Annotated in this window: 20 protein-coding genes; 17 read left to right on the top strand and 3 right to left on the bottom strand. The window is 65.7% G+C overall.

The annotated features are described in order from the left end of the window. Positions 1 to 174: 174 nt before the first annotated feature. From rpoB to D3H54_RS05045, 4 genes are all read left to right on the top strand, one after another. Positions 175 to 3,663, top strand: coding sequence for a DNA-directed RNA polymerase subunit beta (gene rpoB / locus D3H54_RS05030; protein WP_502707711.1), 3,489 nt, complete (start codon positions 175 to 177; stop codon positions 3,661 to 3,663). A 37-nt stretch (positions 3,664 to 3,700) separates the two neighbouring features. Continuing rightward, on the top strand, positions 3,701 to 7,657 hold the full coding sequence (locus D3H54_RS05035; RefSeq protein ID WP_149378133.1) for a DNA-directed RNA polymerase subunit beta': 3,957 nt from the start codon (positions 3,701 to 3,703) through the stop codon (positions 7,655 to 7,657). Positions 7,658 to 7,844: 187 nt separating this feature from the next. Then, complete coding sequence (locus D3H54_RS05040) at positions 7,845 to 8,492, top strand: dihydrofolate reductase family protein (protein ID WP_149378134.1); 648 nt, start codon at positions 7,845 to 7,847, stop codon at positions 8,490 to 8,492. A gap of 41 nt (positions 8,493 to 8,533) precedes the next feature. Further along, positions 8,534 to 9,286 (top strand): deoxyribonuclease IV, encoded by a 753-nt coding sequence (locus D3H54_RS05045; RefSeq protein WP_149378135.1) that lies wholly within the window; start codon positions 8,534 to 8,536, stop codon positions 9,284 to 9,286. Between the two features lie 22 nt (positions 9,287 to 9,308). On the opposite strand, the gene D3H54_RS05050 is transcribed toward D3H54_RS05045, so the two are convergent. After that, a complete protein-coding gene (locus D3H54_RS05050) occupies positions 9,309 to 9,644 on the bottom strand; it encodes a cupin domain-containing protein (RefSeq protein WP_149378136.1) in 336 nt (111 codons plus the stop codon). Positions 9,645 to 9,706: 62 nt separating this feature from the next. Here D3H54_RS05050 and D3H54_RS05055 point away from each other — a divergent pair, with 62 nt between their 5' ends. Genes D3H54_RS05055 through D3H54_RS05070 form a run of 4 tightly spaced genes read left to right on the top strand, consistent with a single transcriptional unit; the run spans position 9,707 to position 13,777 of the window. Continuing rightward, positions 9,707 to 11,335: an acyl-CoA dehydrogenase family protein gene (locus D3H54_RS05055; protein WP_149378137.1), complete on the top strand. Its 1,629-nt coding sequence runs from the start codon at positions 9,707 to 9,709 to the stop codon at positions 11,333 to 11,335. Further along, the gene (locus D3H54_RS05060) at positions 11,332 to 12,240 is read left to right on the top strand and encodes a crotonase/enoyl-CoA hydratase family protein (RefSeq protein WP_149378138.1); all 909 of its coding nucleotides are present in this window, start codon (positions 11,332 to 11,334) and stop codon (positions 12,238 to 12,240) included. Before D3H54_RS05055 ends, D3H54_RS05060 begins: the two co-directional genes overlap by 4 nt. 23 nt (positions 12,241 to 12,263) lie before the next feature. Then, positions 12,264 to 12,977, top strand: coding sequence for a PaaX family transcriptional regulator C-terminal domain-containing protein (locus D3H54_RS05065; protein WP_149383347.1), 714 nt, complete (start codon positions 12,264 to 12,266; stop codon positions 12,975 to 12,977). Continuing rightward, a complete protein-coding gene (locus tag D3H54_RS05070; protein ID WP_149378139.1) occupies positions 12,974 to 13,777 on the top strand; it encodes a crotonase/enoyl-CoA hydratase family protein in 804 nt (267 codons plus the stop codon). The genes D3H54_RS05065 and D3H54_RS05070 overlap by 4 nt, the downstream gene beginning before the upstream one ends. Positions 13,778 to 13,780: 3 nt before the next feature. Here D3H54_RS05070 and D3H54_RS05075 read toward each other — a convergent pair whose 3' ends face one another. Both D3H54_RS05075 and D3H54_RS31105 read right to left on the bottom strand, forming a co-directional pair. After that, positions 13,781 to 14,182 (bottom strand): DUF3060 domain-containing protein, encoded by a 402-nt coding sequence (locus D3H54_RS05075; RefSeq protein WP_149383348.1) that lies wholly within the window; start codon positions 14,180 to 14,182, stop codon positions 13,781 to 13,783. A gap of 58 nt (positions 14,183 to 14,240) precedes the next feature. After that, on the bottom strand, positions 14,241 to 14,417 hold the full coding sequence (locus D3H54_RS31105; protein ID WP_168214783.1) for a hypothetical protein: 177 nt from the start codon (positions 14,415 to 14,417) through the stop codon (positions 14,241 to 14,243). Between the two features lie 97 nt (positions 14,418 to 14,514). On the opposite strand from D3H54_RS31105, the gene D3H54_RS05080 reads away from it, so the two are divergent. From D3H54_RS05080 to D3H54_RS05120, 9 genes are all read left to right on the top strand, one after another. Next, the gene (locus D3H54_RS05080) at positions 14,515 to 15,153 is read left to right on the top strand and encodes a TetR/AcrR family transcriptional regulator (RefSeq protein WP_149378140.1); all 639 of its coding nucleotides are present in this window, start codon (positions 14,515 to 14,517) and stop codon (positions 15,151 to 15,153) included. 331 nt (positions 15,154 to 15,484) lie between these two features. Further along, complete coding sequence (rpsL, locus tag D3H54_RS05085) at positions 15,485 to 15,859, top strand: 30S ribosomal protein S12 (RefSeq protein ID WP_036343468.1); 375 nt, start codon at positions 15,485 to 15,487, stop codon at positions 15,857 to 15,859. Then, complete coding sequence (gene rpsG, locus D3H54_RS05090) at positions 15,859 to 16,329, top strand: 30S ribosomal protein S7 (protein WP_149378141.1); 471 nt, start codon at positions 15,859 to 15,861, stop codon at positions 16,327 to 16,329. Before rpsL ends, rpsG begins: the two co-directional genes overlap by 1 nt. Positions 16,330 to 16,416: 87 nt before the next feature. After that, positions 16,417 to 18,519: an elongation factor G gene (fusA, locus tag D3H54_RS05095; RefSeq protein ID WP_149378142.1), complete on the top strand. Its 2,103-nt coding sequence runs from the start codon at positions 16,417 to 16,419 to the stop codon at positions 18,517 to 18,519. 76 nt (positions 18,520 to 18,595) lie between these two features. Next, positions 18,596 to 19,786, top strand: a complete 1,191-nt coding sequence (gene tuf / locus D3H54_RS05100) for an elongation factor Tu (protein WP_149378143.1) — start codon at positions 18,596 to 18,598, stop codon at positions 19,784 to 19,786. A gap of 111 nt (positions 19,787 to 19,897) precedes the next feature. Beyond that, positions 19,898 to 20,197, top strand: a complete 300-nt coding sequence (locus D3H54_RS05105; protein WP_149378144.1) for a hypothetical protein — start codon at positions 19,898 to 19,900, stop codon at positions 20,195 to 20,197. Between the two features lie 78 nt (positions 20,198 to 20,275). Beyond that, a complete protein-coding gene (locus D3H54_RS05110; RefSeq protein WP_149378145.1) occupies positions 20,276 to 21,127 on the top strand; it encodes an SHOCT domain-containing protein in 852 nt (283 codons plus the stop codon). Positions 21,128 to 21,180: 53 nt separating this feature from the next. Further along, entirely contained in the window at positions 21,181 to 22,428 is a 1,248-nt protein-coding gene (locus tag D3H54_RS05115; protein ID WP_149378146.1) for an arginine deiminase, read from the top strand. Between the two features lie 98 nt (positions 22,429 to 22,526). Continuing rightward, positions 22,527 to 23,381, top strand: a complete 855-nt coding sequence (locus tag D3H54_RS05120; RefSeq protein WP_149378147.1) for a mycofactocin-coupled SDR family oxidoreductase — start codon at positions 22,527 to 22,529, stop codon at positions 23,379 to 23,381. Positions 23,382 to 23,384: the final 3 nt, after the last annotated feature.

A 23,384-nucleotide genomic window follows, 5' to 3' on the forward strand; every position in this document is an offset into this window, starting at 1 on the left:
AACCTGCACCTGATATCGCCGGTCTTTTAATCTGAGCCCAGCTCAGAGACCTCTTGGCGTGTCGCGTGCGTCGGGGACAGGCCCGGGCCTCGAGTAGGCCAGCCGAACCGACGCAGATATCGCGACCTCCCGGATGCTTCCGGTTTGTCGCATTAGGTGCTGGAAGGATGCATCTTGGCAGTCTCTAGCCAGAGCAAAACGACTACTACTTCTAACTCCGTTCCCGGAGCACCAAAACGAATTTCGTTCGCGAAGCTGCGCGAGCCGCTAGAGGTACCCGGCCTGCTCGACGTCCAAACGGAGTCGTTCGAGTGGCTGATCGGCTCGCCGCGCTGGCGCGCGATCGCTGAGGCTCGTGGTGACGTGAACCCGGTGGGCGGCCTCGAAGAGGTGCTCACCGAGCTGTCGCCGATCGAGGATTTCTCGGGCTCGATGTCGCTGAGCTTCTCGGACCCGCGTTTCGACGAGGTCAAGGCTCCGGTCGACGAGTGCAAAGACAAGGACATGACGTACGCGGCCCCGCTGTTCGTCACGGCCGAGTTCATCAACAACAACACCGGCGAGATCAAGAGCCAGACGGTCTTCATGGGTGATTTCCCGATGATGACCGAGAAGGGCACCTTCATCATCAACGGCACCGAGCGTGTCGTGGTGAGCCAGCTGGTCCGTTCGCCGGGTGTGTACTTCGACGACAGCATCGACAAGTCCACCGAGAAGACGCTGCACAGCGTCAAGGTGATCCCCGGCCGCGGTGCGTGGCTGGAATTCGACGTCGACAAGCGCGACACCGTGGGTGTGCGTATCGACCGCAAGCGCCGCCAGCCGGTCACTGTGCTGCTGAAGGCACTCGGCTGGACCAACGAGCAGATCCGGGAGCGCTTCGGCTTCTCCGAGATCATGATGTCGACGCTGGAGAAGGACAACACCGCAGGCACCGACGAGGCGCTGCTGGACATCTACCGGAAGCTGCGCCCGGGCGAACCGCCGACCAAGGAGTCGGCGCAGACCCTGCTGGAGAACCTGTTCTTCAAGGACAAGCGCTACGACCTGGCCCGGGTGGGTCGCTACAAGGTCAACAAGAAGCTGGGCCTCAACGCGGGCCAGCCGATCACCAGCTCGACGCTGACCGAAGAGGACATCGTCGCGACCATCGAGTACCTGGTGCGCCTGCACGAGGGCCAGACCACGATGACCGCTCCCGGCGGCGTCGAGGTCCCGGTCGAGGTCGACGACATCGATCACTTCGGTAACCGTCGCCTGCGTACCGTCGGCGAGCTGATCCAGAACCAGATCCGGGTCGGCCTGTCCCGCATGGAGCGGGTCGTCCGCGAGCGGATGACCACTCAGGACGTCGAGGCGATCACGCCGCAGACCCTGATCAACATCCGTCCCGTCGTGGCGGCGATCAAGGAGTTCTTCGGCACCAGCCAGCTGTCGCAGTTCATGGACCAGAACAACCCGCTGTCGGGTCTGACCCACAAGCGTCGCCTGTCGGCGCTGGGCCCGGGTGGTCTGTCCCGTGAGCGCGCCGGCCTCGAGGTCCGCGACGTGCACTCCAGCCACTACGGCCGGATGTGCCCGATCGAGACCCCTGAGGGTCCGAACATCGGTCTGATCGGTTCGCTGTCGGTCTACGCACGGGTGAACCCGTTCGGCTTCATCGAGACGCCCTACCGCAAGGTCGAGGGCGGCAAGGTCACCGACGAGATCCACTACCTGACCGCGGACGAGGAGGACCGCCACGTCGTGGCGCAGGCCAACTCGCCGACCGACGCCGACGGCCGCTTCACCGAGAGCAAGGTGCTGGTCCGCCGTAAGGGTGGCGAGGTCGAGTACGTCGACGCCACCGAGGTCGACTTCATGGACGTCTCGCCGCGCCAGATGGTGTCGGTCGCGACGGCGATGATCCCGTTCCTCGAGCACGACGACGCCAACCGTGCCCTGATGGGTGCCAACATGCAGCGCCAGGCGGTTCCGCTGGTGCGTAGCGAGGCACCGCTGGTGGGTACCGGCATGGAGCTGCGTGCGGCCATCGACGCCGGCGACGTCATCGTCACCGACAAGGCCGGTGTGGTCGAGGAGGTGTCCGCCGACTACATCACCGTGATGGCCGACGACGGCACCCGGCACACCTACCGGATGCGCAAGTTCGCCCGCTCCAACCACGGCACGTGCGCCAACCAGCGTCCGATTGTGGACGCCGGGCAGCGCGTCGAGTCGGGCCAGGTGCTCGCCGACGGTCCGTGCACCGAGAACGGTGAGATGGCGCTGGGCAAGAACCTGCTCGTCGCCGTCATGCCGTGGGAGGGTCACAACTACGAGGACGCGATCATCCTCTCCAACCGTCTGGTTGAGGAGGACGTGCTCACCTCGATTCACATCGAAGAGCACGAGATCGATGCCCGCGACACCAAGCTGGGCGCTGAGGAGATCACCCGGGACATCCCGAACGTCTCCGATGAGGTGCTGGCCGATCTCGACGAGCGCGGCATCATCCGCATCGGCGCCGAGGTCCGCGACGGCGACATCCTGGTCGGCAAGGTCACCCCGAAGGGCGAGACCGAGCTGACCCCGGAGGAGCGGCTGCTCCGCGCGATCTTCGGTGAGAAGGCGCGCGAGGTCCGCGACACGTCGCTGAAGGTGCCGCACGGTGAGTCCGGCAAGGTCATCGGCATCCGGGTGTTCTCCCGCGAGGACGACGACGAGTTGCCCGCCGGTGTCAACGAGCTGGTCCGCGTCTACGTGGCCCAGAAGCGCAAGATCTCCGACGGCGACAAGCTCGCCGGACGCCACGGCAACAAGGGCGTCATCGGCAAGATCCTGCCTGTCGAGGACATGCCGTTCCTTCCGGACGGCACCCCGGTGGACATCATCCTGAACACCCACGGTGTGCCGCGTCGTATGAACATCGGCCAGATCTTGGAGACCCACCTCGGGTGGGTGGCCAAGGCCGGCTGGAACATCGATGTCGTCGGCGGGACGCCCGAGTGGGCCGCCAACCTGCCGCAGGACATGCTGTCGTCGGAGCCGAACAGCATCGTCTCGACGCCGGTGTTCGACGGTGCTCGCGAAGAGGAGCTGCAGGGTCTGCTGAGCTCGACGCTGCCCAACCGTGACGGCGAGGTTCTCGTCAACGGTGACGGCAAGGCCGTGCTCTACGACGGCCGCAGCGGCGAACCGTTCCCGTACCCGGTGACGGTCGGCTACATGTACATCCTCAAGCTGCACCACCTGGTGGACGACAAGATCCACGCCCGCTCGACCGGCCCGTACTCGATGATCACCCAGCAGCCGCTCGGTGGTAAGGCGCAGTTCGGTGGTCAGCGGTTCGGTGAGATGGAGTGCTGGGCCATGCAGGCCTACGGCGCGGCGTACACGCTGCAGGAGCTCTTGACCATCAAGTCCGACGACACCGTCGGCCGGGTCAAGGTCTACGAGGCGATCGTCAAGGGCGAGAACATCCCCGAGCCGGGCATTCCGGAGTCGTTCAAGGTGCTGCTCAAGGAGCTGCAGTCGCTGTGCTTGAACGTTGAGGTGCTGTCTTCGGACGGTGCGGCAATCGAGATGCGTGACGGTGACGACGAGGACTTGGAGCGGGCTGCCGCGAACCTCGGAATCAACCTGTCGCGCAACGAATCTGCCTCTGTCGAAGATCTGGCCTAATCAGTATTTCTAGTCCCGAAAGGGGAAAGGGAGTTACGTGCTAGACGTCAACTTCTTCGATGAACTCCGGATCGGTCTTGCGACCGCGGACGACATCCGCACCTGGTCCTTCGGTGAGGTCAAGAAGCCGGAGACCATCAACTACCGCACGCTCAAGCCAGAGAAGGACGGCCTGTTCTGCGAGAAGATCTTCGGACCGACTCGCGACTGGGAGTGCTACTGCGGCAAGTACAAGCGCGTCCGCTTCAAGGGCATCATCTGCGAGCGCTGCGGCGTCGAGGTCACTCGCGCCAAGGTGCGCCGCGAGCGGATGGGCCACATCGAGCTGGCCGCACCGGTCACACACATCTGGTACTTCAAGGGCGTTCCGTCGCGCTTGGGCTATCTGCTGGACTTGGCGCCGAAGGATCTCGAGAAGATCATCTACTTCGCCGCCTACGTGATCACCGCGGTCGACACCGAGATGCGCCACAACGAGCTCTCCACTCTCGAAGCCGAGATGGAGGTCGAGAAGAAGGCTGTCGCCGATCAGCGTGACGCCGACCTGGAGGCCCGCGCCCAGAAGCTCGAGGCCGATCTGGCCGAGCTCGAGGCCGAGGGTGCCAAGTCCGACGTGCGCCGCAAGGTGCGCGACGGTGGCGAGCGCGAGATGCGTCAGCTGCGCGACCGGGCCCAGCGTGAGCTGGACCGGCTCGACGAGATCTGGACGACCTTCACCAAGCTGGCCGTCAAGCAGCTCATCGTCGACGAGAACCTGTACCGCGAGCTGGTCGACCGCTACGGCGAGTACTTCCAGGGCTCGATGGGTGCGGAGTCGATCCAGAAGCTCATCGAGACCTTCGACATCGACGCCGAGGCCGAGAGCCTGCGCGACACCATCCGTAACGGCAAGGGGCAGAAGAAGCTTCGCGCCCTCAAGCGCCTGAAGGTGGTCGCCGCGTTCCAGCAGTCGGGTAACTCGCCGATGGGCATGGTCCTCGACGCGGTGCCGGTGATCCCGCCGGAGCTGCGCCCGATGGTCCAGCTCGACGGTGGCCGCTTCGCGACCTCCGACCTGAACGACCTGTACCGCCGCGTGATCAACCGCAACAACCGGTTGAAGCGACTGATCGATCTCGGCGCTCCCGAGATCATCGTCAACAACGAGAAGCGGATGCTGCAGGAGTCGGTCGACGCGCTGTTCGACAACGGCCGTCGTGGCCGGCCCGTCACGGGACCCGGCAACCGTCCGCTCAAGTCGCTGTCCGATCTGCTCAAGGGCAAGCAGGGCCGGTTCCGTCAGAACCTGCTCGGTAAGCGCGTCGACTACTCGGGCCGTTCGGTCATCGTGGTCGGCCCGCAGCTCAAGCTGCACCAGTGCGGTCTGCCGAAGCTGATGGCCCTCGAGCTGTTCAAGCCGTTCGTGATGAAGCGTCTGGTCGATCTCAACCACGCGCAGAACATCAAGAGCGCCAAGCGGATGGTCGAGCGTCAGCGTCCCCAGGTGTGGGATGTCCTCGAAGAGGTCATCGCCGAGCACCCGGTGCTGCTGAACCGTGCACCCACGCTGCACCGCCTCGGTATCCAGGCCTTCGAGCCGCAGCTGGTGGAGGGCAAGGCCATCCAGCTGCACCCGCTGGTCTGTGAGGCCTTCAACGCCGACTTCGACGGCGACCAGATGGCAGTTCACCTGCCGCTGAGCGCCGAGGCGCAGGCCGAGGCCCGCATCCTGATGCTGTCGTCGAACAACATCCTGTCGCCTGCGTCGGGTAAGCCGCTGGCCATGCCGCGTCTGGACATGGTCACTGGTCTGTACTTCCTGACCACGCTGGTTGCCGGCGAAAAGGGTGAGTACACCGCTGCCGCCAAGGATGTGCCGGAGACCGGTGTGTACAGCTCGCCGGCCGAGGCGATCATGGCGATGGACCGTGGTGCACTGTCGGTTCGGGCTCAGATCAAGGTGCGCCTGACGCAGCTGCGTCCGCCGCACGAGGTCGAGAACGAGCTGTTCGGCGAGAACGGCTGGCGCCCGGGCAATGCCTGGACCGCCGAGACCACGCTGGGCCGGGTGCTCTTCAATGAGCTTCTGCCGCAGGGGTATCCGTTCGTCAACGAGCAGATGCACAAGAAGGTCCAGGCCCGGATCATCAACGATCTGGCCGAGCGCTACCCGATGATCGTCGTCGCGCAGACCGTCGACAAGCTCAAGGATGCCGGTTTCCACTGGGCCACCCGTTCGGGTGTCACGGTGTCGATGGCGGACGTCATCGTGCCGCCGGAGAAGCAGGAGATCCTCGAGCGTTACGAGGCCGAAGCCGAAGGGATCGAGAAGAAGTACCAGCGCGGCGCGCTCAACAAGCAGGAGCGCAACGACGCTCTTGTCGAGCTGTGGAAGGAAGCCACCGAAGAGGTCGGTAACGCGTTGCGGGCGCACTACCCCAACGACAACCCGATCATCACGATCGTGGACTCCGGTGCGACGGGTAACTTCACCCAGACTCGAACGCTGGCCGGCATGAAGGGTCTGGTGACCAACCCGAAGGGTGAGTTCATCCCGCGGCCGATCAAGTCCTCGTTCCGCGAGGGCCTGACGGTGCTGGAGTACTTCATCAACACCCACGGCGCCCGAAAGGGTCTGGCGGACACCGCACTTCGTACCGCCGACTCGGGTTACCTGACCCGTCGTCTGGTGGACGTCAGCCAGGACGTGATCGTGCGCGAGCACGACTGCGGCACTGAGCGCGGCATCCTCGTCGACCTGGCCGAGCTCCAGGCCGACGGCAGCCTGATCCGGGATCCGCACGTCGAGACCTCGGCGTACGCCCGCACGCTGGCCGCGGACGCGGTCGACGCAGGAGGCAACGTCGTCGTCAACGCCGGACACGATCTCGGCGACCCGGCGATCGACGCCCTGCTGGAGGCAGGCATCACCTCGGTCAAGGTCCGCTCGGTGCTCACCTGCACCAGCGCCTCGGGTGTGTGCGCGATGTGCTACGGCCGTTCGATGGCCACCGGCAAGCTGGTGGATATCGGCGAGGCCGTCGGCATCGTGGCCGCACAGTCCATCGGTGAGCCCGGCACGCAGCTGACCATGCGCACCTTCCACCAGGGTGGTGTTACCGGTGGCGCCGACATCGTCGGTGGTCTGCCCCGCGTGCAGGAGCTGTTCGAGGCGCGTATTCCGCGGAACCGCGCACCGATCGCCGATGTGGCCGGACGGGTTCAGCTGGAGGAGACCGACAAGTTCTACAAGATCACCATCGTTCCCGACGACGGGAGCGAGGAGGTCGTGTACGACAAGCTCTCCAAGCGTCAGCGTTTGAAGGTGTTCAAGCACGACGACGGTTCCGAGCGACTGCTGGTCAACGGTGACCACGTCGAGGTGGGCCAGCAGCTCCTTGAGGGCTCGGCCGACCCGCACGAGGTGCTGCGTATCGAGGGTCCGCGCAAGGTGCAGATCCACCTGGTCAAGGAAGTCCAGGAGGTCTACCGGGCGCAGGGTGTGTCGATCCACGACAAGCACATCGAGGTCATCGTCCGGCAGATGCTGCGGCGCGTCACGATCATCGATTCGGGTGCAACGGAGTTCCTGCCCGGCTCGCTGACCGAGCGTGGCGAGTTCGAGTCGGAGAACCGGCGTGTGGTTGCCGAGGGCGCCGAGCCCGCGGCCGGCCGTCCGGTGCTGATGGGTATCACCAAGGCGTCGCTGGCCACCGATTCGTGGCTGTCGGCGGCGTCGTTCCAGGAGACCACTCGCGTGCTGACCGATGCGGCGATCAACTGCCGCAGCGACAAGCTGCAGGGTCTGAAGGAGAACGTGATCATCGGCAAGCTGATCCCGGCCGGTACCGGTATCAACCGTTACCGCAACATCCAGGTTCAGCCCACCGAGGAAGCCCGCGCTGCGGCGTACACGATCCCGTCCTACGAGGATCAGTACTACAGCCCGGACTTCGGTCAGGCGACGGGTGCCGCGGTGCCGTTGGACGATTACGGCTACAGCGACTACCGCTAACTGAATCAAGGAAAAGCCCCCGCTTCGGCGGGGGCTTTTTCTATTGCCGTCCATTGCCGAACGTAACGCCAGGGCGGCTTTCGGCGCCGAATGCAACCCTGGCGTCACGCTCGGCCGCCGCGGCGATGAGTTCGGGCGGCTGGCCGGGTCTACCTTGGCGACGGTCGAAAGATCCCGGGAGGAATGCGTGCCCCAATTGCTCAGAGTCCACAACATGATGCTGTCGCGCGACGGCTTCGGCGCGGGCCTCAACCAGTGTTTCGAGCGGCCGTTCGGCGACGCCGATCAGCCTGCTCTCTTCGCGTGGGTGGGTGCGACGGCCAGCTGGGTGGGCCGGCGCGAGCCGGGAGGGACCCGCGGCCTCGACGACTACTTCACCCGTGACTACTACAACAACATCGGCGCGGAGATCATGGGCCGCAACAAGTTCAGTCCCTACCGCGGGCCATGGGAGGACCACCCTGAGTGGCAGGGCTGGTGGGGCGAGGAGCCGCCGTTCCACACGCCGGTGTTCGTCATGACCCACCACGAGCGGCCCTCGCTGACGTTGGGGGAGACGACGTTTCACTTCGTCTCCGACAGCCCGGCGCGCGTCGCGGAGCAGGCGAAGGCGGCCGCCGGCGGCAAGGATGTCCGGCTCGGCGGCGGCGCGACGACGGTTCGGCAGTTCCTCGACGCGGGCCTGGTCGACACGCTGCACGTGGCGGTGGCCGATGTGACGATCGGCGCCGGATCGCGGTTGTGGGAGTCGCCCGACGAACTCGACGACCGGTTCCACCACGAGGTCGTGGCCAGCCCGAGTGGGGTCACCCATCACCTGTTCTGGCGGAGATGACGGCTGTGCACGGCGTCGGTGCGCGCGCCTAGACTCGACCCGTGCTCATTGGTTCCCATGTCCACGGTGACGATCCGCTGGCAGCCGCGGCCGCCGACGGCGCCGAGGCGGTGCAGTTCTTTCTCGGCAATCCACAGAGCTGGAAGAAGCCCGCACCGCGCGACGATGCCGAGACGCTGAAGGCGTCGCCGGTCCCGCTCTACGTGCATGCGCCGTATCTGATCAACGTGGCGTCGGCCAACAACCGGGTGCGGATACCGTCGCGCAAGATCCTGCAGGACACCTGCGACGCCGCCGCCGAGATCGGCGCGACCGCGGTGATCGTGCACGGGGGTCACGCCGACGACAACGACATGGAAGCCGGCTTCGAACGCTGGGCCAAGGCCCTGGCGCAGCTGGAGGCCAGCGTGCCCGTCTACCTGGAGAACACCGCAGGCGGCGATCATGCGATGGCGCGCCATTTCGACACGATCGCCCGGCTGTGGGAGCGCATCGCCGACACCGGCATCGGGTTCTGCCTCGACACCTGCCACGCCTGGGCGGCCGGCGAGGAGCTGATCGACGCCGTCGAGCGGATCAAAGCCATCACCGGCCGCATCGACCTGGTGCACTGCAACGATTCCCGCGACGCCAAGGGGTCCGGCGCTGACCGGCACGCCAATTTCGGTACGGGACAGATCGATCCGCAACTTCTCGTCGCGGTCGTGCAGGCGGCCGATGCGCCGGTGATCTGTGAGACGGCAGACGAGGGCCGCAAGGACGACATCGCCTTTCTGCGGGAACATCTCAGCTAGCCGCGCACCCCGGCCGGCCCGGCTAGACCAGATACACCTTCCGCAGCGTCTCGGTCACCGTCCACACCGTCGGGGTGTCCTTGGCCAACCGCACCACGTCGCCGGTGCCCAGCGTGAGAGTCGGGCTGCCGTCGTCGAACTCGACGGTGGCCGCGCCGGAGAGCACCACGAACAGTTCGTCGGCCTCGACGTCGCGCATGACTCCGGGCGTCATCTCCCACACTCCGACCTCGAGGCCGCCGAATGTGCCGAGTTCGGCTGTCCCGGTGTGGGGCTCACCGCGCACCGACTGGTCGGCGGGCACCGGTTCGTGTTCGAGCCATTGGGTGGCGGCGTGGATGACGGAGTTCGGCTTCACGCCATCCAGCCTGCCATATTACGAATCTTGTGCGATTGTCGTAGAACTGTAATAGTGGTGTCATGTCGGATACGCATGTCGTCACCAACCAGGTCCCGCCGCTGACGGACCACAACCCGGCCAGCTCTCCGGTTCTGATCGAGGCGCTCATTCGCGAGGGCGGCGAGTGGGGGTTGGACGAGGTCACCGAGCTCGGCGCGCTCGCCGGCAGTGCCCTGGCGCAGCGCTGGGGAGAGCTGGCCGATCGCAACCAGCCGATCCTGCACACCCACGACCGCTACGGCTACCGCGTCGACGAGATCGAGTACGACCCCGCCTACCACGAGCTGATGCGCACGGCGATCGCGCACGGAGTGCACGCCGCGCCGTGGGCCGACGATCGTCCCGGCGCCCATGTGGTCCGCGCGGCGAAGATGGGGGTGTGGACTCCCGAGCCCGGGCACGTGTGCCCGATCTCGATGACCTACGCCGTCGTCCCCGCGCTGCGGCACAACCCCGACCTCGCCGAGATCTATGAGCCGCTGCTGACCAGTCGGGAGTACGACGCCGAACTGAAAGTGCCTGCCACCAAAGTCGGTATCACCGCGGGAATGTCGATGACCGAGAAGCAGGGCGGCTCCGACGTCCGTGCCGGCACCACCCAGGCTGTCCCCAACGGCGACGGCAGCTACACCATCACCGGTCACAAGTGGTTCACCTCCGCGGCGATGAGCGACATCTTCCTGGTGCTGGCGCAGGCTCCCGGTGGGCTGAGCTGTTTCATGCTGCCGCGCGTACTTCCCGACGGCACCCGCAACCGAATGTTCCTGCAGCGATTGAAGGACAAGCTCGGCAACCACGCCAACGCCTCCAGTGAGGTGGAATACGACGGTGCCATCGCCTGGCTGGTCGGCGAGGAAGGTCGCGGCGTGCCCACCATCATCGAGATGGTCAACCTCACCCGGCTGGACTGCACGCTGGGCAGCGCCACCAGCATGCGCAACGGCCTGACCCGCGCCGTGCACCACACTCAGCACCGCAAGGCCTTCGGCGCCTATCTGATCGATCAGCCGTTGATGCGCAATGTGATCGCCGACCTCGCCGTCGAGGCCGAGGCGGCCACCATCGTCGCGATGCGGATGGCCGGGGCCACCGATGCCGTCGTCCGCGGTGACGAACGTGAGACTCTGCTGCGCAGGATCGGCCTGGCGGCCGCCAAGTACTGGGTGTGTAAACGTGCCACCCCGCATGCCGCCGAGGCGATGGAATGCCTGGGCGGCAACGGTTATGCCGAGGAGTCCGGGATGCCGCGGCTCTATCGCGAGGCCCCGCTGATGGGCATCTGGGAAGGTTCGGGCAACGTCAGTGCCCTGGACACGTTGCGCGCCATGGCAACCCGTCCCGAGTGCGTCGGTGTGCTCTTCGACGAGCTGGCGATCACCGCAGGTCAGGATGCCCGGCTGGATGCTCACGTCGCCGACTTGCGTTCGGAACTGGCGAACCTCGACGGCATCGAGTACCGCGCACGCACGATCGCCGAGGACATCACGGTGGCGCTGCAAGGTTCGCTGCTGGTCCGCCACGGTCATCCCGCGGTCGCCGAGGCGTTCCTGGCCTCCCGGGTGGGCGGCAACTGGGGCGGTGCGTTCGGGACGCTGCCTGCCGGGCTCGACCTCGCGCCGATCATCGAACGCTGCCTGGTGAAGGGATGACCGACCTCAAGACGATGACCTACGAGGTCACCGATCGGATTGCCCGCATCACCTTCAACCGACCCGAGAAGGGCAACGCGATCGTCGCGGAGACCCCGCTGGAGTTGGCCGCGCTGGTGGAACGCGCCGACCTGGACCCAAATGTGCACGTGATCTTGGTGTCTGGCCGCGGCGACGGATTCTGCGCCGGTTTCGATCTCGGTGCCTACGCCGACGGCTCGTCGTCGGCCGGCGGCGGCGACCGGCAGGGCACCGTGCTCGACGGCAAAACGCAGGCCGTCAACCACAAGGCCGACCGGCCGTGGGATCCGATGATCGACTATCAGATGATGAGCCGTTTCGTGCGCGGCTTCTCCAGCCTGATGCATGCCGACAAGCCGACGGTGGTGAAGATTCACGGGTATTGCGTGGCGGGCGGCACCGATATCGCGTTGCACGCCGACCAGGTGATCGCCGCCTCCGACGCGAAGATCGGCTATCCGCCGACCCGGGTGTGGGGTGTTCCCGCGGCCGGGTTGTGGGCGCATCGTCTGGGTGATCAGCGCGCCAAACGTCTTCTGCTGACCGGGGATTGCATCACCGGCGCGCAGGCCGCTGAGTGGGGACTGGCGGTGGAGGCGCCGGATCCGGCCGACCTCGACGAGCGCACCGAACGGCTCGTGGAGCGCATCGCCGCGGTGCCGGTGAATCAGTTGATCATGGTGAAGCTGGCGATGAACACCGCGCTGTATCAGCAGGGCGTGGCGACCAGCCGGATGGTCAGCACGGTGTTCGACGGGATCGCCCGGCACACACCGGAGGGGCACGCGTTCGTGGCGGACGCCCGCGAGCACGGCTTCCGGGAGGCGGTCCGCCACCGCGACGAGCCGTTCGGTGACTACGGGCGCCGCGCCTCGGGAGTGTGAGCGTGCCGCAGTCGTTGGCGAAGATGACCGCTCGCTCGGTGGTGCTGAGTGTATTGCTCGGCGCCCATCCGGCCTGGGCCACCTCGGCCGAATTGCTGCGGCTGACATCGGATTTCGGCATCCGCGAGCAGACGTTGCGGGTCGCGCTCACCCGGATGGTGGCCGCCGGCGATCTGGTGCGCTCCGACGACGGGTATCGACTGTCCGATCGGCTGTTGACCCGCCAGCGCCGCCAGGACGATGCGCTCTACCCCCGCATGCGCGACTGGAACGGCGACTGGGTCACCTTGGTGATCACCGCGGTCGGCATGGATGCCCGGGCCCGCGCCGCCTTGCGTAACACTCTGCAGCTCAAGCGGTTCGGTGAGATGCGAGAGGGAGTGTGGTTACGTCCGGACAACCTCGGCGACGTGCTGCCCGCCGAGATCGCCGATCGGGTGCGGGTGCTGCACGCGCGTGACGACGATCCGGCCGAGCTGACCGGGCGGCTGTGGGATCTGGGTGGCTGGGCGATCACCGGACAGCGGCTTCTCGACGAGGTGACCGCCGCGCAGGACATTCCGGCACGCTTCCGTGCCGCCGCCGCGATTGTGCGCCACCTGCTCACCGATCCGGTATTGCCGGAAGAGCTGCTGCCGGCGCGCTGGCCGGGCGCCGCACTTCGGCGGGCCTATGCAGACTTCGCCGCCGAGCTGGTCGCGCGGCGGGATGAGGGACAACTGGTGGAGGCGACATGACCGAGCAACCGAATCCGGTGCGAGTAGAACGCAACGGAGGAGTCACGACGGTGATCATCGACCGTCCGCAGGCCCGCAACGCCGTCAACGGCCCTACCGCGATGGCCCTGTTCAACGCTTTCGACGAGTTCGACAAGGACGAGTCGGCGTCAGTGGCGGTCCTGTGGGGCGACAACGGAACCTTCTGCGCCGGAGCCGATCTCAAGGCCATCGGCACACCCGACACCAACCCCACCCATCGCCCTCGGACAGGGTCCGATGTCGCCGGCCCCGCGGCTCCGGGACCGATGGGACCCAGCCGCATGCAGCTGTCCAAACCGGTGATCGCCGCGGTCAGCGGGTACGCCGTGGCCGGCGGCCTGGAACTGGCGTTGTGGTGCGATCTGCGGGTGGCCGAGCAGGACGCCGTGTTCGGGGTGTTCTGCCGCCGGTGGGGGGTTCCGCTGATCGACGGCGGCACCGTGCGTCTGCCCCGGCTCATCGGCCACAGCCGGGCGATGGACCTGATCCTGACCGGCCGGGCCGTCGGCGCCGAGGAAGCTTTGGCCATCGGCCTGGCCAACCGGGTCGTCCCGACGGGCCAGGCCCGCCAGGCCGCCGAGGAGTTGGCCGCCGAACTCGCTCAGCTGCCTCAGCTCTGCCTGCGTTCGGACCGGATGTCGGCGCTCAACCAGTGGGGTCAGTCCGAAGCCGACGCCATCGATTTCGAATTCGGCAGCCTGTCGCGGGTGGCCGCCGAGTCGCTTGCCGGCGCGCAGCGATTCGCCAAGGGCGCCGGCCGGCACGGCGCCAAGGCGTGAGAGCTAAGAGCTCTTGTTGAGCGTGTTGCCCGACCCGAGGTTGTTCACCTTCGGGTCGCCCTTGTAGGTGATCGTGTTGTTGAGGCCGACGACGGAGAGTTCCTTGTCGATCGTGCCGAAGGTGATCTTGTTGTCCGCGCCGCCGATGTTCACCGACGCGCACGTTCCCTTCACCGTCAGAGTGTTGTTGGACCCGCCGACGTTCAGCGACTTGCCGTCGGCGCAGTCGATCTCCGCGGTCGTGCCGAACGAGCCGTAGTTGATGGTGTTGCCGACCTCGACCTGAGCGCCTGAGCTACCGGCGGTTGCCGTAGGCGAGGGGGAGTCCTTGCTGGTGGATCCGCAGCCCGCCAGTGCGACGGCGGCGAGAACGCTGATCCCAGCGATGAGTGTGGGGGAGTGCATCGGCATTCGTCCGTCCTTCGCGATTTCGCCGGAACGCGGTCGATCCGGTTCGTCATTCCTAACTCGTGCTGTCGTTGACGACGTTATCGGCGATCGCGGTGTTGGACGACCCCTGCGTGGTCACCGCCGCCACGATGCCGACGCCGCCACCGGGGATGTGACCGTTCCGGTGATACCAACCGGCAAGGCGGCAACGCAGGTCATGATGAACCCGCCGCCGGTGTCCCCAGCTCACCGACATGCCTCACTTTCCATCAACCCGAGTTGGAGCCCACGTGGCAGCCGGTCGGTCAACTAGAGTTCTCCGTCGATCCACCAGTGAAGGGTTTGTGATGACACCTCGGCCGGAACCGGAGTCGGCGGCTGCCCGTCCGCGCCCGGGCAACCGGACGTCGGCGAGGTCGAGCAAGCTCAGCCGCGAGGTCATCGTCAACGCGGCCCTGACCTTCCTCGATCGGGAGGGCTGGGACGGTTTGACGATCAACGCCCTGGCCACCCAGTTGGGCACCAAGGGCCCGTCGCTCTACAACCACGTCCACAGCTTGGAAGATCTGCGTCGCACGGTCCGCATGCACGTCATCGACGACATCCTGCAGATGCTGTCCACCGTCGGGCAGGGCCGCACCCGCGACGACGCCGTGACCGCGATGGCCAGCGCCTACCGCAGCTACGCGCACCACCACCCGGGCCGCTATTCGGCGTTCACCCGCATGCCGTTGGGCGGTGATGACCCCGAGTTCACGGCCGCGTCGCATGCCGCCGCGGCCCCGGTCATCGAGGTGCTGGCGTCCTACGGCCTGGACGGCGACGACGCGTTTTATGCCTCGCTGGAGTTCTGGGCGGCGCTGCACGGGTTCGTGCTGCTGGAGATGACGGGCGTGATGGACATGGTCGACACCGACGCCGTGTTCTCCGACATGGTCTTGCGGCTGGCCGCCGGGATGGCGCACCGAAACGGAGCGCACGGCTGAGCCCGCATCGAGCACCCGAATAACGGTGCTATGGGAACCGGTGCCGACATTCACGCGTTGACCTGCAGTAAGGCCCGCTAGGAGGCCCGCGCACCGAGTTTGGAGGGGCGTGCCGCGCCTGGTATCGTGGGAGATCGTGCCTGGCCGTTAGGGGCGCTTGCGGAGACGCATGCGCGCACGCCGGGCCAATTCGCATGTCCAGTATGCATCGGATCCGACCGGTGCACGGTGTGTGCGACACGCCCGGCAGCGGGGTAAGCCGCAGGGCTAAAACTGCAGTACAGAGACTTGAAGAACGTTGAAAGACGCACGAGAGACAGAAAGCCGGTAAATGCCAACCATTCAGCAGCTGGTCCGCAAGGGTCGCACCGACAAGGTCGCGAAGGTGAAGACCGCCGCCCTCAAGGGCAGCCCGCAGCGCCGCGGCGTGTGCACCCGCGTGTACACGACCACCCCGAAGAAGCCGAACTCGGCACTTCGCAAGGTGGCGCGCGTGAAGCTGACGACCGGCGTCGAGGTCACCGCCTACATCCCCGGTGAGGGCCACAACCTGCAGGAGCACTCGATGGTGCTGGTGCGCGGTGGTCGTGTGAAGGACCTCCCCGGTGTGCGTTACAAGATCATCCGCGGCTCGCTGGACACCCAGGGCGTCAAGAACCGCAAGCAGGCCCGTAGCCGTTACGGCGCGAAGAAGGAGAAGAGCTGATGCCGCGTAAGGGTCCCGCTCCCAAGCGTCCACTCGTCAACGATCCGGTCTACGGGTCCCAGCTGGTCACCCAGCTGGTCAATAAGGTTCTGTTGGACGGGAAGAAATCGTTGGCCGAGCGCATTGTTTATGGCGCGCTCGAGCAGGCTCGCGAGAAGACCGGTACCGATCCGGTCCTCACGCTGAAGCGAGCGATGGATAACGTCAAGCCCGCCCTCGAGGTGCGTAGCCGCCGCGTCGGTGGCGCCACCTACCAGGTGCCCGTCGAGGTGCGCCCCGAGCGCTCCACCACGCTGGCCCTGCGCTGGTTGGTCAGCTTCTCGAAGCAGCGTCGCGAAAAGACCATGATCGAGCGGCTGGCCAACGAACTCCTCGACGCGAGCAACGGCCTTGGCGCCGCAGTGAAGCGACGCGAGGACGTTCACAAGATGGCTGAGGCGAACCGGGCCTTCGCGCACTACCGCTGGTGATCGCATCGCCGGAGTCGCGCGACGAAGCGTGGCTGCGGTGGCGTCTTCATACACCGAACTAAGAAGCGAAAGAGTGGGAATTTAGCCGTGGCACAGGACGTGCTCACCGACCTGAACAAGGTCCGCAACATCGGCATCATGGCGCACATCGATGCCGGCAAGACGACGACGACCGAGCGCATCCTCTTCTACACCGGTATCTCGTACAAGATCGGTGAGGTGCACGACGGTGCCGCCACGATGGACTGGATGGAGCAGGAGCAGGAGCGGGGTATCACGATCACCTCGGCCGCTACCACCTGCTTCTGGAACGACAACCAGATCAACATCATCGACACCCCGGGCCACGTCGACTTCACCGTCGAGGTGGAGCGCTCGCTGCGCGTGCTCGACGGTGCCGTGGCCGTCTTCGACGGCAAGGAAGGTGTCGAGCCGCAGTCCGAGCAGGTCTGGCGTCAGGCCGACAAGTACGACGTGCCGCGCATCTGCTTCGTCAACAAGATGGACAAGCTGGGCGCCGACTTCTACTTCTCGGTGCAGACCATGAAGGATCGCCTCGGCGCGAACGTGGTCCCGATCCAGCTTCCGATCGGCTCCGAGGGTGACTTCGAGGGCGTCGTCGACCTGGTCGAGATGAAGGCCAAGGTCTGGCGCGGCGAGACCAAGCTCGGCGAGAAGTACGACGTCGTCGACATCCCGGCCGATTTGCAGGAAAAGGCCGAGGAATATCGCACCGCGATGATCGAGTCCATCGCCGAGGCCGATGACGACCTCATGGAGAAGTACCTGGGCGGCGAAGAGCTGACCGTTGAGGAGATCAAGGCCGGCCTGCGCAAGCTGACCGTCACCAGCGCGGGTTACCCGGTGCTGTGCGGTTCCGCGTTCAAGAACAAGGGCGTGCAGCCCATGCTCGACGCGGTCATCGACTACCTGCCGACCCCGCTCGACGTTGCGGCCGCCGAAGGTCACCGCCCGGGCAAGGAAGACGACATCGTCTTGCGCAAGCCGTCGGCCGACGAGCCGTTCTCCGGTCTGGCGTTCAAGGTGGCCACGCACCCGTTCTTCGGCAAGCTGACCTACGTCCGGGTGTACTCGGGCAAGGTCGACTCCGGCGCGCAGGTCATCAACTCGACCAAGGGCAAGAAGGAGCGGCTGGGCAAGCTGTTCCAGATGCACTCCAACAAGGAGAACCCGGTCGAGTCGGCGTCCGCCGGCCACATCTACGCGGTGATCGGCCTCAAGGACACCACCACCGGTGACACCCTGAGTGATCCGAACGACCAGGTTGTGCTCGAGTCGATGACCTTCCCGGATCCCGTTATCCAGGTCGCCATCGAGCCCAAGACGAAGAGTGACCAGGAGAAGCTGTCCCTGGCCATTCAGAAGCTGGCCGAAGAGGATCCGACCTTCAAGGTCAACCAGGACCACGAGACCGGCCAGACCATCATCGGCGGCATGGGCGAGCTCCACCTGGACATCCTGGTGGACCGGATGCGCCGCGAGTTCAAGGTCGAGGCCAACGTCGGCAAGCCGCAGGTCGCCTACAAGGAGACCATCAAGCGCGCGGTCGACAAAGTCGAGTTCACGCACAAGAAGCAGACCGGTGGCTCCGGCCAGTTCGCGAAGGTTCTCGTCGCCATCGAGCCGTTTGTCGGCGAAGACGGCGCGACCTACGAGTTCGAGAACAGGGTCACCGGTGGCCGCATCCCGCGCGAGTACATCCCGTCGGTGGATGCCGGTGCGCAGGACGCCATGCAGTACGGTGTGCTCGCCGGTTACCCGCTGGTGAACTTGAAGCTCATCCTGCTCGACGGCGCGTACCACGACGTCGACTCGTCGGAAATGGCCTTCAAGATCGCCGGCTCCCAGGCGCTGAAAAAGGCTGCCGCGCAAGCGCAGCCGGTCATCCTGGAGCCTGTTATGGCCGTCGAGGTCACGACGCCCGAGGATTACATGGGCGACGTGATCGGCGACCTGAACTCCCGCCGTGGTCAGATCCAAGCCATGGAGGAGCGCAGCGGTGCTCGCGTCGTCAAGGCGCACGTGCCGCTGTCGGAGATGTTCGGCTACGTCGGGGACCTGCGGTCCCGGACCCAGGGCCGGGCGAACTACTCCATGGTTTTCGATTCGTACGCTGAAGTTCCGGCGAACGTCTCGAAGGAGATCATCGCGAAGGCGACGGGTCAGTAATCCGTTGCTCTGGCAACACAACTGAAGAAATCAACACTGCTTTAGCAAGCAACAACAAGTCCAGGAGGACACAGAAGTGGCGAAGGCGAAGTTCGAGCGGACGAAGCCGCACGTCAACATCGGGACCATCGGTCACGTTGACCACGGCAAGACCACGCTTACCGCAGCAATCACCAAGGTTCTGCACGATAAGTACCCGGCGTTGAACGAATCGCGCGCATTCGACCAGATCGACAATGCGCCCGAGGAGCGTCAGCGCGGTATCACCATCAACATCTCCCACGTGGAGTACCAGACCGAGAAGCGTCACTACGCGCACGTCGACGCCCCCGGCCACGCTGACTACATCAAGAACATGATCACCGGTGCCGCCCAGATGGACGGCGCGATTCTGGTGGTCGCCGCCACCGACGGTCCCATGCCGCAGACCCGCGAGCACGTGCTGCTCGCCCGCCAGGTCGGCGTCCCCTACATCCTGGTGGCGCTGAACAAGGCCGACATGGTCGACGACGAGGAGCTCCTGGAGCTCGTCGAGCTGGAGGTCCGCGAACTGCTGGCCGCTCAGGAGTTCGACGAGGAAGCCCCGGTCATCAAGGTGTCCGCACTCAAGGCCCTCGAGGGTGACCCGCAGTGGGTCAAGAGCGTCGAGGATCTGATGGACGCCGTCGATGAGTCGATCCCGGACCCGGTCCGCGACACCGACAAGCCGTTCCTGATGCCCGTCGAGGACGTCTTCACGATCACCGGCCGCGGCACCGTGGTCACCGGTCGCGTCGAGCGTGGCGTGATCAACGTGAACGAGGAAGTCGAGATCGTCGGCATCAAGCCGACCGTCACCAAGACCACGGTCACCGGTGTGGAAATGTTCCGCAAGCTGCTCGACCAGGGCCAGGCCGGCGACAACGTCGGTCTGCTGGTTCGTGGCGTCAAGCGCGAGGATGTCGAGCGCGGCCAGGTCGTCGTGAAGCCCGGCACCACCACCCCGCACACCGAGTTCGAGGGCAGCGTCTACATCCTGTCCAAGGACGAGGGCGGCCGGCACACGCCGTTCTTCAACAACTACCGCCCGCAGTTCTACTTCCGTACCACGGACGTGACCGGCGTGGTGACCCTCCCCGAGGGCACCGAGATGGTGATGCCCGGTGACAACACCGACATCTCCGTCAAGCTGATCCAGCCGGTGGCCATGGACGAGGGCCTGCGGTTCGCGATCCGCGAAGGTGGCCGCACCGTCGGCGCCGGCCGGGTCACCAAGATCATCAAGTGATCTGAATTTCGTCGCGAAGCGGCGCTCACCTTCGGGTGGGCGCCGCTTTCGTTTGCCGGAAACCACTGTTGCGCCGGTGCTAGGCTTCGGCATCCACAGCGGGGTGGGGCCATGGACGACGACGATTACCAGCAGCCGGCATACCCGCCGTCGGTCCTCTTCGGCGGCGCGGCGCTGCTGGCTGTGCTCGGTGGAATCGTCGCGTCGGTGCTCATGGTCAGCGCGGCGAGCGTCGCCATCCACCATTCACCCCCGGCGCCCCGCAGCCAGCCGGCCGCCCACCCGGCGTCGCCGGCGCCTGTTCGGCCCGCGGCGCCGGCAGAGCCCGACGCTCACAACAGTCTCGAGGTGTTCGTCAATCGATTGGTCCCGCAGTTGCCGGCCTTGGATCAGCTACTGCAAACCCCCTGAACTGCAACAAGTGGTCCCTAGCGGGTGTCTTGGAGTTAGTCTGATCGCGACATTGCTGGCCGAGAAGGGGTGTGCCAAATGTTCGGGCGGTATCTCAAAGCGCAATTGACCGTGCTGCTGTTCGGCGGCCTCGTCGGTCCGATCTTCCTGATCGTCTACTTCGCTCTCGGGCCGATGGCGCGGCCGTACATCGGGTGGATGTTCTGGGTCGGCCTGCTGATCACAGCGGGCGACGTGCTCGCCGCCCTGTGGTTGACCAACGCCGGTATGAAGTCGGCGGCCAAGCACGAGGAGCTGAACCAGAACGGTGTTCTGGTGCTGGCGCAGATCACCGGTATCTCGGATACGTCGTGGTTCGTCAACGACCAACAGATGATCAAGGTGAACCTCCACTTCGAGGTGCCCGGCTATCAGGGTTTCGACACCCAGGAGACCATGGCGTCGAGCCCCACCCGCATGCAGATCCTCAACGCCCACAAGTTGGTCGCGCTCGTCGAGCCGGGCACGCAGAAATACGAAATCGACTGGAACGCCAGCGCTTTGATCGCCGGTGTGGTGCCCGCGCAGTTCACGCTCGCCGAGGACAACAAGACCTACGACCTGCGGGGGCAGGCAGGGCCGTTGATGGAGATCATGCAGATCTTGCGCGCCAATGGCGTGCCGATGAACGGCACCATCGACATCCGGTCCAATCCTGCTGTGCGCCAGCAGGTGATGGCCGTTGTTCGGCGGGCTGCCACCGGGCAGCCGGCGACTGCGCCGCCGCAACAGTTTGCGCAGCCCGCTGCCGCCCCGCCGTACGTGCCGCCGCCGATGCCGGAAGTGTCGACCGCACAACGTCTTCAAGAACTCGAGACCCTGAGGGCCACCGGCTCGATCACCGAGGCTGAATACACCGCCAAGCGACAACAGATCCTGGCCGACCTCTAGCTGATGTCCTCGACCGAAGCGCCGACGCGGGCCGACGAAAGGGAAGTGGTCTGGTGACATCTGCATCCGCGTCGTACGGCGTGCATTCCGAAGTGGGAACGCTGCGCAAGGTGCTGGTGTGTTCGCCCGGCCTGGCCCACGAGCGGCTGACCCCGACCAATTGCGACGACCTGCTGTTCGACGACGTGCTCTGGGTGCAGAACGCCCGCCGGGACCACTTCGACTTCATGGACAAGTTGCGGGACCGCGGTGTGGCGGTGGTCGAGTTGCACAACCTGCTCGCCGAGACGATGGATATTCCGGACGGCCGCACCTGGCTGCTCGACCGCAAGATCGTCGCCAACGAGGTCGGGATGGGACTGGTCGACGACACCAGATCGTTCCTCGACGAGCTACCCGCCCGTCGACTCGCCGAGTTCCTGATCGGCGGGTTGTCGACCCGCGACCTACCTGTCGACCTCGGCCGGGGCTACCGCGCCCTGGCCCGCGAGCATGCGGGAATCACCGAGTATCTGATGCCGCCGCTACCCAACACGCTGTACACCCGCGACACCACCTGCTGGATCTACTCCGGTGTGACACTCAACCCGCTGTTCTGGCCGGCCCGGCACGACGAAACGCTGTTGATGAAGGCCATCTATGAGTTCCATCCCGACTTCGCCGGGTCGACGGTGTGGTGGGGTGACCCTGAAAAGTCTTGGGGGATGGCCACTATCGAGGGTGGAGATGTACTGGTGCCCGGCAACGGGGTGGTGTTGATCGGGATGAGCGAACGCACCTCGCGGCAGGCGATCACCCAGGTGGCGGCGACGCTGTTCGAACGCGGCGCGGCCGAACGGATCATCGTGGCGGGGATGCCCAAGCTGCGCGCCGCCATGCACCTCGACACGGTGTTCACCTTCGCCGATCGCGATGTCGTGACGATCTATCCCGAAATCGTAAACAACATCCAGACTTTCACGCTGCTGCCCAGCGATTCGGCCCCCGGCCTCGACGTCATCGAGGAGACCAAACCGTTCGTGGAGGTGGTCGCGAACGCCCTGGGCCTCAGCGCGCTGCGGGTGGTCGAAACCGGCGGCACCGCCTACGACTCTGAGCGGCAACAGTGGGACAGCGGCAACAACCTGGTGGCCGTCGAGCCGGGCGTGGTGTTCGCCTACGACCGCAACACCCACACCAACTCGTTGCTGCGCAATGCCGGGGTCGAGGTCATCACGATCGTCGGTGCCGAACTGGGCCGCGGCCGCGGCGGCGGTCATTGCATGACCTGCCCGATCATCCGCGACCCGGTCGCCTACTGAGCCGACCGGATCCCGCGTCTGGTCCCCGGTGGACCGGTATTTAGAACACGTTCCAGTTCTCTTGCTAGCCTGGCCTGAGCTGACTGAAAGGACCATTGATGACAACATCGTCGGGGACCCTCGAGGGGCGAGTGGCGTTCGTCACCGGTGCCGCGCGAGGCCAGGGCCGCGCCCACGCTGTCCGGCTGGCACGCGAAGGCGCCGACGTGATCGTCTCCGATATCTGTGCGCCGGTCAGTGACACCATTCCCTATCCCGGGACGACCCCCGAGGATCTGAACGAGACGGTCCGGTTGGTTGAGGCCGAGGGCCGCAAGGCGCTGGGACGCCAAGTCGACGTCCGCGACGACGCCGCGGTTCGCCAGCTGGTGGCCGACGGGGTCGAACAGTTCGGCAGGCTCGACATCCTGGTCGCCAACGCCGGCGTGCTGTCCTGGGGCCGGTTGTGGGAGTTGACCGACGAACAGTGGAACACCGTCATCGACACCAATCTCACCGGGACCTGGCGCACGTTACGTGCCGTCGTCCCGGCGATGATCGACGCCGGCAACGGCGGCTCCATCATCGTGGTGAGCTCGTCGGCAGGTGTGAAGGCCACCCCGGGCAACAGCCACTACGCCGCGTCCAAGCATGGGCTGACCGCGCTGACGAACTCGCTCGCGCTGGAAGCCGGTGAGTACGGCATCCGGGTCAACTCCATTCACCCGTACTCGGTGGCCACCCCGATGACCGAAAACGACGCCATGTTGGGCGTTTTCGGCGCGCACCCGAGCTATCTGCACGGCTTCGCCCCGATGCCCTACCTTCCGGTTGGCCAGAACGCGACGGGCAAACGGTCCGACTTCATGAACGTCGACGAGGTCGCCGACGTGGTGGTGTGGCTGGCCGGCGATCAATCCGCAACCCTGTCGGGTTCGCAGATCAGCGTCGACCGCGGTGTGATGAAGTACTAGCGG

The organism is Mycobacterium sp. ELW1 (assembly GCF_008329905.1).
Taxonomy (GTDB): domain Bacteria; phylum Actinomycetota; class Actinomycetes; order Mycobacteriales; family Mycobacteriaceae; genus Mycobacterium.